General features: G+C 47.6%; 12 protein-coding genes and 1 pseudogene. 5 read left to right on the top strand and 8 right to left on the bottom strand.

Annotation, left to right across the window (positions count from 1 at the left end; all coding sequences use genetic code 11):
- Window positions 1–333, top strand: a pseudogene (locus EA14781_RS25520) (hypothetical protein); the annotation flags it as partial.
- 1 nt (window position 334) lies between these two features.
- On the opposite strand, the gene tcyP reads toward EA14781_RS25520, so the two are convergent.
- The 3 genes from tcyP to hxpB form a co-directional block, all read right to left on the bottom strand.
- Window positions 335–1,726 (bottom strand): cystine/sulfocysteine:cation symporter, encoded by a 1,392-nt coding sequence (gene tcyP / locus EA14781_RS20195; RefSeq protein WP_001010732.1) that lies wholly within the window; start codon window positions 1,724–1,726, stop codon window positions 335–337.
- Window positions 1,727–1,858: 132 nt separating this feature from the next.
- The gene (locus EA14781_RS20190; protein ID WP_000123136.1) at window positions 1,859–2,449 is read right to left on the bottom strand and encodes a metal-dependent hydrolase; all 591 of its coding nucleotides are present in this window, start codon (window positions 2,447–2,449) and stop codon (window positions 1,859–1,861) included.
- A 162-nt stretch (window positions 2,450–2,611) separates the two neighbouring features.
- A complete protein-coding gene (gene hxpB / locus EA14781_RS20185) occupies window positions 2,612–3,280 on the bottom strand; it encodes a hexitol phosphatase HxpB (protein ID WP_000106812.1) in 669 nt (222 codons plus the stop codon).
- Window positions 3,281–3,426: 146 nt separating this feature from the next.
- Here hxpB and EA14781_RS20180 point away from each other — a divergent pair, with 146 nt between their 5' ends.
- From EA14781_RS20180 to cobT, 3 genes are all read left to right on the top strand, one after another.
- A complete protein-coding gene (locus EA14781_RS20180) occupies window positions 3,427–3,963 on the top strand; it encodes a YniB family protein (protein ID WP_000222151.1) in 537 nt (178 codons plus the stop codon).
- A 272-nt stretch (window positions 3,964–4,235) separates the two neighbouring features.
- Window positions 4,236–4,787 carry a bifunctional adenosylcobinamide kinase/adenosylcobinamide-phosphate guanylyltransferase gene (cobU, locus tag EA14781_RS20175; RefSeq protein ID WP_000604784.1) on the top strand — a complete coding sequence of 184 codons (552 nt, stop codon included), beginning with the start codon at window positions 4,236–4,238 and terminating at the stop codon, window positions 4,785–4,787.
- A gap of 41 nt (window positions 4,788–4,828) precedes the next feature.
- Window positions 4,829–5,893 (top strand): nicotinate-nucleotide--dimethylbenzimidazole phosphoribosyltransferase, encoded by a 1,065-nt coding sequence (gene cobT / locus EA14781_RS20170; protein ID WP_000450791.1) that lies wholly within the window; start codon window positions 4,829–4,831, stop codon window positions 5,891–5,893.
- 68 nt (window positions 5,894–5,961) lie between these two features.
- Here cobT and EA14781_RS20165 read toward each other — a convergent pair whose 3' ends face one another.
- The 3 genes from EA14781_RS20165 to pfkB all read right to left on the bottom strand — a co-directional run bounded on the left by EA14781_RS20165 (window position 5,962) and on the right by pfkB (window position 8,247).
- Entirely contained in the window at window positions 5,962–6,822 is an 861-nt protein-coding gene (locus EA14781_RS20165) for a fructosamine kinase family protein (protein WP_000267666.1), read from the bottom strand.
- Window positions 6,823–6,927: 105 nt separating this feature from the next.
- Window positions 6,928–7,218, bottom strand: coding sequence for a type V toxin-antitoxin system endoribonuclease antitoxin GhoS (gene ghoS, locus EA14781_RS20160; protein ID WP_000094309.1), 291 nt, complete (start codon window positions 7,216–7,218; stop codon window positions 6,928–6,930).
- A 99-nt stretch (window positions 7,219–7,317) separates the two neighbouring features.
- Window positions 7,318–8,247, bottom strand: a complete 930-nt coding sequence (gene pfkB, locus EA14781_RS20155) for a 6-phosphofructokinase II (RefSeq protein WP_000251716.1) — start codon at window positions 8,245–8,247, stop codon at window positions 7,318–7,320.
- Between the two features lie 285 nt (window positions 8,248–8,532).
- Here pfkB and EA14781_RS20150 point away from each other — a divergent pair, with 285 nt between their 5' ends.
- On the top strand, window positions 8,533–9,291 hold the full coding sequence (locus EA14781_RS20150) for a DUF481 domain-containing protein (protein WP_000771406.1): 759 nt from the start codon (window positions 8,533–8,535) through the stop codon (window positions 9,289–9,291).
- 52 nt (window positions 9,292–9,343) lie between these two features.
- On the opposite strand, the gene yniD is transcribed toward EA14781_RS20150, so the two are convergent.
- Both yniD and EA14781_RS25040 read right to left on the bottom strand, forming a co-directional pair.
- Window positions 9,344–9,451: a small membrane protein YniD gene (gene yniD, locus EA14781_RS20145; RefSeq protein WP_001142446.1), complete on the bottom strand. Its 108-nt coding sequence runs from the start codon at window positions 9,449–9,451 to the stop codon at window positions 9,344–9,346.
- Window positions 9,452–10,207: 756 nt separating this feature from the next.
- Entirely contained in the window at window positions 10,208–10,426 is a 219-nt protein-coding gene (locus EA14781_RS25040; RefSeq protein ID WP_129560756.1) for a T3SS effector NleG family protein, read from the bottom strand.
- Between the last annotated feature and the right edge of the window lie 12 nt (window positions 10,427–10,438).

Below are 10,438 nucleotides of genomic sequence, written 5' to 3'. Positions count from 1 at the left end.
ACCGGAACACCGTTGCATAAAATGAAGGCGGGCAACCCTGTATTAATTTTTCCTTCTCCACCTTTATTATTTAATGTTAATTTTTTCTTTAATTGCTTTGATTTTAGTGATATTAGCGAAATCGTTGACCCACATATAAAAAAGTGTCTTGGATTTGAGTGTTTAAAATTTTTTGTAGAATTTGAAAGAAACTCTCAGGGATGTATTGACAGGTTAACGACACTGCTTAGTGATAAGGTCTTTGACGATAGTCGGAAGCTCATAGACTCTCAATTGGATAAAATAAGAAGCAGGGCAACGGCCCGGGGAAACGAGCCGTCGCGTTTATATTAAATCAACGATGAGCCAGTTCCGCATCGTCTTCACTATTCAGAATCGATTTGTCGGTCTGCTTCAGCCACTGGCTGGTCAGCGTACCGGCTGTCATAGAACCGCTAACGTTCAGCGCAGTACGTCCCATATCGATAAGCGGCTCAACGGATATTAACAGCGCAACCAGAGTTACCGGCAATCCCATTGCTGGGAGAACAATCAGTGCAGCGAAAGTCGCACCGCCGCCAACACCCGCAACGCCAGCAGAACTTACGGTGACAATACCGACCAGTGTCGCAATCCACATTGGATCCAGTGGGTTAATGCCAACTGTTGGCGCAACCATCACTGCCAGCATTGCCGGATATAACCCGGCACAGCCATTTTGACCAATGGTCGCACCAAAAGAAGCGGCGAAACTGGCGATGGATTCGGGTACGCCCAGGCGGCGCGTTTGCGCTTCGACATTCAACGGAATGGATGCTGCGCTGGAACGGCTGGTAAAAGCGAAAGTCAGTACAGGCCATACCTTGCGGAAGTATTTCAGCGGACTAATTCCGTTAATGCCCAACAGAATGCCATGGACCGCAAACATGATGATCAGACCGAGGTAGGACGCGACAACGAAGCTCCCCAGTTTGATAATGTCCTGTAGGTTAGACCCCGCAACCACCTTGGTCATCAGCGCCAGAACGCCGTAAGGGGTTAGTTGCATGACCAGGCGAACCAGTTTCATTACCCAGCTTTGCAGCGTGTCGATAGCCGTTAAGACGCGTTCGCCTTTCGGCGCGTCATCTTTCAGTAGTTTTAGCGCAGCGACACCAAGGAATGCAGCGAAAATTACCACGCTGATAATTGACGTCGGATTTGCTCCGGTCAGATCGGCAAACGGGTTTTTCGGAATAAAGGACAGAATAAGTTGTGGCACGCTTAAGTCAGCGACTTTACCGACATAGTTACTTTCGATAGCGTTCAGACGTGCCGTTTCTGCGCCGCCCTGAACCAGGCCTTCTGCGCTCAGACCAAACAGATTGGTTACCAGTACACCGACCAGAGCTGCAATCAGTGTGGTAAACAGTAATGTACCAATAGTCAGAAAACTGATTTTACCTAACTGAGAGGCGTTATGTAGACGAGCAACTGCACTCAGAATGGAGGCAAAGACCAGTGGCATAACGATCATTTGCAATAACTGAACATAGCCGTTACCGACGATGTTAAACCACTGTACGGAATCTTTAAGCACCTGACTGTCAGAGCCATAAAGGGTATGCAGGACGAGGCCAAAAACCACGCCCATCACCAGACCTACCAGCACTTTTTTCGCCAGACTCCACTGTTTGTGGCGAGTTTGGGCCAATGCAAACAGCAGCACAACGAACACCACGATGTTCGCAATTAATGGAAAGTTCATCCCCGTTTTCCTAATCTTATTATTTCTATCACTGCGTAGCAGTCATAGTGTTGGCGCAAGATTAACAGAACTGTGAGCGGCCTCTTATATTCAAATGGAATTGCTTATTCCAGAAAGATAAATTTTGCCTTTTTAGTATTCAACCTGATGCTTAATAAGGCGATGAAACTGGATCTGCAATGTATTAATCATTTGCGATGACCAACGAATCGCACCATTTTCGGGCAGTGAATGGGGCATCCATACCGACCAGACAAAGAGCGCCATGCACAGAAAACGTTCCAGTTGATTGCCCTTTTGCGGTACCAGAATCGGCAGGCGGAAACGCCAGCGGCATGGCCAGAGTAGAGGAACGCCTGCGGGGGTCAGCATATCGGCAAGAATATGGCTCAAATAACCCAGCACCATACCTTGCAAAGCATCAGCAGGAATAAACCAGCTTTCTGGAACCTTCAGGTAGAAAGTCGTCAGCAGGGCAAACACAGCCAGTAAACTGTGTGTAAAACCACGGTGCCCAAAAGCGCGGGCGATGGGTTTTGATATCCACTTTAATCGCTGCCCAAGAAACGACTTCGGATGATCGATGTCTGGCAACAGACACGTTAATATTGCGGAAGGGACAATATGCCACCAGTCACCCTGCGCCAGCACAGGCGTAAGCTCGGCATTTTTGGCAAATACCGCACAAGCAATAGAAAAGAGAAGGTGGCCTTCCGCCGTCATGATAAAACTCGCTAAACTGTCGATACGTACAGTATAGGATTTTTATACAGTGTGCGGAAGTGGTGACGGTGTAACTCTTTATCACAAACTGACGATAAATCCGCCAGTTGAACGCGAAATCAGGTAAGAATCGAGGGGCGGTGTTACCACCGCCCAAAGATATCAGCCCAGCAGATCTGCAGCGGTCAGCTCAGTGAGTGATGAAAGTTTAACGTTCGCCAGTACGAAACGCGGATCATTTTGCGCTTCCGGCGCCGGAACAACGATGGAACGCATTCGTGCCGCTTTAGAAGCGATCATTCCGTTTACAGAATCCTCCAGCGCTACGCAGGAAAGTGGGTCCACGCCCAGTTTTTCTGCGCAGTCGAGATACACTTGCGGATGCGGTTTGCTGTAAGGCAATTTTTCGGCAGAGGCGAGGGCATCGAAGCTGTCACGTAAGTCAAACATCGTCAGCACTTTTTCCAGCATATGTAGCGGTGATGCTGAAGCCAGACCGACTAATAAACCTTGCTTTTTGCATAAAGCAACCGCTTCACGCACGCCGGGTAGCAATGGACGGGTCTCTTCAACCAGTGAAATAGCTCGTGAAATAACCCGCTCTACAACTTCCTGGCGGCGCGGCCCATTCCACGGTTGCTGGGCATACCAGAGATCAACCACCATATCGATGCGCAGGCCTAACGTGTCCGGCAGCTCATTGCGACGGGAGATATCCACCCCCAGGCTTGCCATCACATCCAGTTCGGCCCGATCCCATAAAGGTTCGGAGTCGATAAGTAATCCATCCATATCAAAAATTGCAGCAAGAATCTGACGCGGGGTTGACATTACAACCTCTCCTTTAGAGCATTATGTGTAAGGTATTAAGCAGTGCTTATGATTAAGCGCCTATCATATCGCCTTTAAAGAATGGGCGAAAACAGATATCTACAGGTAAACTAAGTGAAACGACGCGTCTTAATCAAGGAGAACTCATGACGTATCAACAAGCTGGACGCATTGCTATTTTGAAAAGGATTTTCGGTTGGTTGATTTTTATACCCGCACTGATCTCTACATTGATTTCTTTGCTGAAGTTTATGAATAGTCGGCAGGAAACCCAGGAAGGCATTAATGCGGTAATGCTCGATTTTGCCCATGTCATGATCGATATGATGCAGGCGAATACGCCTTTTCTGAATCTGTTCTGGTTCAACTCGCCAACGCCTAATTTTAATGGTGGCGTGAACGTTATGTTCTGGGTGATTTTTATTCTGATTTTTATCGGACTGGCGTTACAAGACTCCGGCGCCCGAATGAGCCGCCAGGCGCGTTTTTTGCGTGAAGGGGTGGAGGACCAACTCATTCTGGAGAAAGCCAAAGGGGATGAGGGATTAACGCGTGAACAAATTGAATCGCGCATTGTCGTGCCGCATCATACTATCTTCCTGCAGTTTTTCTCACTCTATATCCTGCCAGTAATTTGCATTGTTGCGGGATATGTATTCTTTTCTTTGCTTGGTTTTATTTAACGTAGCGCCGGGCTGTCAGGACGCTGGTGATTACACCAGCGTTCATTGTTTTCTTTGACGATTCCATTTCGCAGAACTCTTTCAGACAGAACGATGTTATTCTGCATTTCTCCTGAATGGACGATAAAAATGAGCGAGCCATAGCGGGAAAATGTCGAAGCAGCGCTCTCTTATCATGTTGTATCTTCTACTGATTTTAATGTATTAGCGAGCGTTATGAGAGAGCGTGTCGATATTAATGATATTTATCATAAGCACCTGGAGATCCCAACATGATCCTGGTCACAGGAGGGGCGCGTAGCGGTAAAAGCGCCCACGTTGAACAGTTGGCCCTGTCACAGTGCGAACGCGTTCTTTACATTGCCACGTCCGTGATCACAGACGATGAAATGGCGCAACGCGTTAAAAAACATCGGGCACAGCGTCCTGCACACTGGCGCACCTGGGAGGGGTATCGCGATATCGGCGACGTGATTCGCCACCATGTACAGCCTGGCGAAGGTGTTGTGCTGGAGTGCATCACGACAATGCTGGCCAATTTGCTTTATGAGGCGAGTGGTGGCGCTTCACCTGACACTCTGGATTTCACCGCTCTGGAGGCTGTACTACAACAGCAGGTGGACGAGCTTATTACGGTATGCCAGCAGTCATCGGCTCCGATATTTGTTGTGACCAATGAACTGGGGATGAGTATTACGCCAGAAAATCGGCTGGCCCGTCATTTTGTCGATATTTCCGGCAGGGCAAATCAAAAACTTGCACAAGCGGCACAGGAGGTGTGGCTGGTGGTCTCTGGCATTGGCGTCAAGATCAAAGGCAGTTGACGTATAAGCATGTTGCAAACCGACAAATAAGGATGACAAGGATGGAAACAGTAAAGGATCTGATTGCATTGATCAGACCGCTGAATAAACAAAAAATGCAGGTAGCAGCCCAACATATTGATGGGTTAGTCAAGCCGACAAACAGCCTTGGACGTCTTGAGAGCCTGGCTATACAAATATCGGGGATGTGGGGGATTAAGCAACTCAATAATTTACAAAAAGAAATTATTGTTATGTGTGCTGACCATGGCGTATTTGATGAAGGTGTTGCGGTATCGCCGAAAGAAGTGACCAGGCTTCAGGCGCTCAACATGTTAAAAGGAATTACCGGTGTTTGCGTACTGGCGCGAACTAACCAGACATCGGTGCTGCCAGTCGATATCGGCATTGATTGTGAGCCCATTGATAACATGCTTAATATCAAACTTGCAAAGGGCAGCGGCAATATAGCCACGGGGCCGGCGATGTCGCGTCAGGACGCTGAACATCTTCTACTGACTAGTGCCAGACTTGTAAAAAAACGCGCGAAGGAAGGCATTTCGGTTTTTGGCGTAGGGGAACTGGGAATAGCGAATACGACATCAGCCTCGGCGGTTATTGCTGTTTTGACAGGTAGCGATCCACATGATGTTGTTGGGATTGGTGCTAATTTGCCACAGAATCGCGTTGGCCATAAAGAGTCGATAGTTCGCCAGGCGATACATATCAACAAACCCGATGCACGGGATGCTATCGATGTTCTGGCTAAAGTGGGTGGTTATGATCTGGTTGGCATGACAGGTGTTATCCTGGGGGCTGGCGCATGTGGATTGCCGGTGGTGTTAGATGGCTTTCTTTCATATGCTGCGGCAATAGCTGCTTGCCAGATAGCGCCAGAGGTCAAAAATTACTGTATTCCTTCTCATTTCTCAGCAGAGAAGGGGGCGAGGCTGGCACTGGATTATCTTGAGTTGCGGCCTTTTCTTCATCTCGATATGCGTCTTGGCGAAGGTAGCGGCGCTGCACTGGCGATGTCAATTATTGATGCTGCCTGTGCAATGTACTGCCAAATGGGCTTACTGGCACAAAGTGGAATTCATTTACCTGACCAGGATACGTTGCAATAAAGGCGATATTTAGATGTCCGTCGGGAAGAGTACCGAAAAAACGGTACTCTTCTGTGTGAGTCACCCTCTCATGCCGCTAACAAGCGATCTAACGATTGCTGAGCAATAACCAAATGTTGCCCGCCGAACAATCTTGCCCGATTTAGCAAAGTGTGGAGTTGATAAATCGGTTGACGTTCGAGGAAATCTGACGGTAGCGGTGAAACTGACTGATAGCCGTCGTAAATTTGTGGCGGCTGTTCGGTATGCAGCGGCAGCATCGCTAAATCACACTCTCTGTCACCCCAGTAGCAGGCGGGGTCGAAAATGTACGGACCATCTGGACCCAGCGCGCAGTTCCCGGACCACAAATCGCCGTGTAGCAAGGAAGGCTGTGGTTGATGCGAGGCCAGGCGCTGCTGAATATGTTCGACAATGGCGTCGATATTGCCAAAGGCGATCCCTTTTTCTGCCGCCAGCTCTAGCTGCCAGCCAATTCGCTGTTCAGCAAAAAATGTTGACCAGCGACGTTGCCAGGTGTTGGGCTGTGGCGTTGTAGAAAGGGCATTATCGAAGTCGAGGCCAAATTGTGGTTGGTCGCTCCATTGATGTAGATGTGCAATTTGCTGCCCTAAAATAAATGCGTTATGTGCATCCAGCGGGCGAGGTGGGAGATAGTCCATCACCAGAAAACTGTAGTCGCGGTCAGCGCCAACAGCCCAGACTTTTGGCACCGTGACGGTTTTACTGCGAGACAGTAATTCCAGTTGATCGGCTTCAGCGGTGAAGCCGGGAAGCAGTTCCCTTTCATCACATTTGACGAAAAAATCACGCCCCGCATAACGCAAATGCCATGCGGCATGGACTTCTCCGCCAGGCAGTTCATTACGCAGTTCGATTTCGCCTTCACCTAACTGCTCGCTCAAAAGACGACTGATTGCCTGCCACATGATGTCTCTCCCATGTTGTCTGCCAGATCATAAGGTTAGCGCAAAAACGCGGTGTAAAAACACGAGCTAACGCACACCACAGACTGATTATTGCTCAAAAACCATTTATTTTCTGTCGCTATTCCACGCCTCCCAGGTGGCGATCGTGATTTCAGGTGTTTTGCCTGTTGCACTTTGGCTGAGCCCTGAAACCAGTTCTCTTATTTGCTCTTCACTTTGGGGACTGACAAGCCCAAAGGTATTCGTTCCCAGCTCATGAATCTTGCCTTCATCATCTGTCATGGTGAGCAGAAAACCATTGCGGGTCAGATAATTATTTAATTCGTTAATGTCAATCAATGTCTCCTCATGCAGCATAACGGTGATGACATAACGGACAAGATCTCCACTGGACATAATTCACCCCTTTGTTATCCCATAACTTTTGAGCATAGTCGGAGAAAGACGTTGCCGACAGGTTTGTGGCGATTCCCCCACAGTGGGGGAATGTCTCTATTAGTGGCAAAGATAAGCGTAAATTTTTTGTGTATCGTCATGAGAGCACAGGCGTGTTCCCTGATTGAGCGTGGCGGCGCTGCCTGCAGCTACCCCAAAGCGGACCATTTCTTCCAGAGAGGCATTTTCTGCTAACTTCAGCGTCATGGCTCCTACCATGCTGTCACCGGCACCAACGGTACTTTGGCTTTTCACCGGTGGCGGTACGACCTGAATGCAGCTTTCACTATCAACCCCCAGCGCCCCCTGAGGACCAAGGGAAACGACGACCCGTTTGGCTTTGCCATCATTAACAATTTCTTGCGCAGCTTTGCGTACATCATCCGGTTGGGTGAGTTCGCGATTAACCAGCGCACTGAGCTCTTTCTGGTTAGGTTTAACTAATTCAATATTACCAATCGACAGTGCCGCGCTTAGCGCTTCGCCGGAGCTGTCAACAATGCAACGAATCCCTTGTTTTTGTGCAGCGGAGAGCAACTGGGTTAATTTTTCCAGTTTCACGCCGGGGGGTAAACTTCCACTAATAACCAGAATGGCTCCTGATTCAATTTCCAGAACTTGTTCTTCGAGTTGGCGAAATTCATCTTCACTTAATGCCGCGCCGGGCATGACAAACCGGTACTGCTCGCCTGTTGACTCCACATGTACATGTAGATTCTGGCGAGTCCAGTCTTTGGCTTCCACTGTGGCAACAGGGACATGTTCGTCGGTCAGCAGCGAGACCAGATGTTCTCCGGTTGCGCCGCCTGCCGGGAAGATTGCTGTAGCGCTTGCGCCGAGATGAGCAATAGCGCGGGCGACGTTAATGCCACCACCGCCAGGTTCAAACACTGGCGCAGTACAGCGCAGTTTTCCTTCGGGATAAATTTGCGGGGTAATTGTTGCGCTATCGAGAGAAGGCGCAAGTGTCAACGTATAGATACGTACCATTATTTCCTCCTGTAAGCTGATTTCAGTCTGGCACCGAATCTGTAGAAAGTGAAGAAATTAACAATATGATTTATTAGATGTTTATTTAAAATCAATGATGAAAAGATATATAAATAAATATCTATTTTCACAACGAGCTTATTCAAAAAATGAAATAAGAATTCATTGCTAAGTTATTCGCGCCTTTTTATAATTTGTTACCTTTCCAGGGACGTTACTCTTTGATCCTTAAGAAAGATTCCGGGACCTCGATGGTCTCTTTTTTGTTGTACGGACTCTTGATAAATGAAGCTTTTGAAGACAGTTCCTGCCATCGTTATGTTGGCGGGGGGCATGTTTGCGTCATTGAATGCAACTGCCGATGATTCCGTTTTTACTGTCATGGACGATCCTGCCAGTGCCAAAAAACCGTTCGAAGGTAATCTGAATGCAGGATATCTTGCACAATCAGGCAACACGAAAAGTTCTTCATTAACGGCTGACACTACCATGACCTGGTATGGGCATTCTACTGCCTGGTCGCTATGGGGAAATGCCAGCAATACCTCATCTAACGATGAACGTTCTTCAGAAAAATATGCGGCGGGTGGACGTAGCCGTTTTAATTTAACTGACTACGACTATCTTTTTGGTCAGGCGAGCTGGTTGACAGATCGCTATAACGGTTATCGCGAGCGCGATGTGTTGACTGCTGGTTACGGTCGTCAGTTTTTGAATGGTCCGGTACACAGCTTCCGCTTTGAATTCGGTCCGGGCGTGCGTTACGACAAATATACTGACAATGCCAGTGAGACTCAGCCACTGGGTTATGCTTCCGGGGCCTATGTATGGCAATTAACGGACAACACTAAATTTACCCAGGGTGTTTCCGTCTTTGGTGCGGAAGACACAACGCTGAACTCGGAAAGTGCGTTGAATGTCGCCATTAATGAGCATTTTGGTCTGAAAGTCGCGTACAACGTCACATGGAATTCTGAACCGCCGGAATCCGCGCCGGAGCATACCGATCGTCGGACGACGCTATCGTTGGGCTACAGCATGTAATAGTATCTGCCGGGCCGTGTAATGCGGTCTGGCTGCATTCACTCGCCACCATTCAACCCCAGATCATTGCCGCCCAACGCAGTAACAGCATTGCGCCGCAAATAACCAGCAGGACTACCACCATTTTCCAGTGTTTTTTGTCAAAGCGTTTTGTCGGCATATCGTTGTTCCGTTTTTCGTTTGCACTTGATAACGAAGTGTAACAAAAGGCGTTGACATAAAGGGATTTTTGTTTAGATGGCAAACGTTGAAGAGCGGGGCTTCTGACTTACAGCGCCATTATGAACGCATGGTTAATAGGTATACTGGTTCAAGTGGGATAGTTATCGTAATGTTTGCGAAAATCTTACCTGGGGCGCCATCGTGTCATAGAGGAAAGATGACAGTGGTGCAATAGCGAACAAGCATATTAGCCTGTTTCGGGGGCTCTGGTACTAATTGGTATTCTTTGAATAGCAAACTGAAACAACATAAACCAGCTACCTGTCTGTTGATCATTGTATTCGCAATTTTACTGAAAGTGTGCATTATCTATATTTTCTTATCCTTTCTTTTTGTTGTGCAAAATATTATTTCTGTATTTTTAGGTTTCACGCAGGACTGTTTTTGTTTTTGGCTGAGGGTGTGTTTGTTATTGCTTGTTTTTGCTTTTAAAATAAAAACAAAGCAATAATTAAGTGTTTTTTTAATTTTTTGTCTGTAAAATAAAATACCATCTCCTCAGAAGATGGTATTTACTGTAGTATAGAAGGATTCAATTCTCAGAAAGTAGATCACCGTCATACTTACTTATCTGACGGGAAGATTATATACCGGGGGCTGCTATTCAGGGGCTGGATAAATTCAAGTCGACTTTTAACAACCCACAAAGTAATGCTGGCAATCTACGAAAACTGAAAAAACACTTCGAAATCACTCAAAGGCGTGTATTCTGCTCGGATTCTACGCAGAAACGTTGTTCTGTCGTATCAAAACGGCACCTATCTCTGCTGACAATCATGTCCAGCGTAAAGGGCTCCCGGCTGAGAGGATGTGGAGCGTTGCGTCGGATCATTTCAGTCACGACATCCCGATCATATAGAGAGCAGACATCTGAGTCCCGCGCATTTCTGACAAAAAGACCCACTTCAGGAATACATAGTGGGTG

The organism is Escherichia albertii NBRC 107761 = DSM 17582, from assembly GCF_000759775.1.
Taxonomy (GTDB): domain Bacteria; phylum Pseudomonadota; class Gammaproteobacteria; order Enterobacterales; family Enterobacteriaceae; genus Escherichia; species Escherichia albertii.
Note: the sequence above shows the minus strand (reverse complement) of the source record. Positions and strands in the feature narration are given on the sequence as shown.

Excerpts from the sequence above, each read along its gene's own strand:
- tcyP (WP_001010732.1), bottom strand. The coding sequence starts at position 1,726 with ATGAACTTTCCATTAATTGCGAACATCGTGGTGTTCGTTGTGCTGCTG.
- EA14781_RS20190 (WP_000123136.1), bottom strand. The coding sequence starts at position 2,449 with ATGACGGCGGAAGGCCACCTTCTCTTTTCTATTGCTTGTGCGGTATTT.
- hxpB (WP_000106812.1), bottom strand. The coding sequence starts at position 3,280 with ATGTCAACCCCGCGTCAGATTCTTGCTGCAATTTTTGATATGGATGGA.
- EA14781_RS20180 (WP_000222151.1), top strand. The coding sequence starts at position 3,427 with ATGACGTATCAACAAGCTGGACGCATTGCTATTTTGAAAAGGATTTTC.
- cobU (WP_000604784.1), top strand. The coding sequence starts at position 4,236 with ATGATCCTGGTCACAGGAGGGGCGCGTAGCGGTAAAAGCGCCCACGTT.
- cobT (WP_000450791.1), top strand. The coding sequence starts at position 4,829 with ATGGAAACAGTAAAGGATCTGATTGCATTGATCAGACCGCTGAATAAA.
- EA14781_RS20165 (WP_000267666.1), bottom strand. The coding sequence starts at position 6,822 with ATGTGGCAGGCAATCAGTCGTCTTTTGAGCGAGCAGTTAGGTGAAGGC.
- ghoS (WP_000094309.1), bottom strand. The coding sequence starts at position 7,218 with ATGTCCAGTGGAGATCTTGTCCGTTATGTCATCACCGTTATGCTGCAT.
- pfkB (WP_000251716.1), bottom strand. The coding sequence starts at position 8,247 with ATGGTACGTATCTATACGTTGACACTTGCGCCTTCTCTCGATAGCGCA.
- EA14781_RS20150 (WP_000771406.1), top strand. The coding sequence starts at position 8,533 with ATGAAGCTTTTGAAGACAGTTCCTGCCATCGTTATGTTGGCGGGGGGC.
- yniD (WP_001142446.1), bottom strand. The coding sequence starts at position 9,451 with ATGCCGACAAAACGCTTTGACAAAAAACACTGGAAAATGGTGGTAGTC.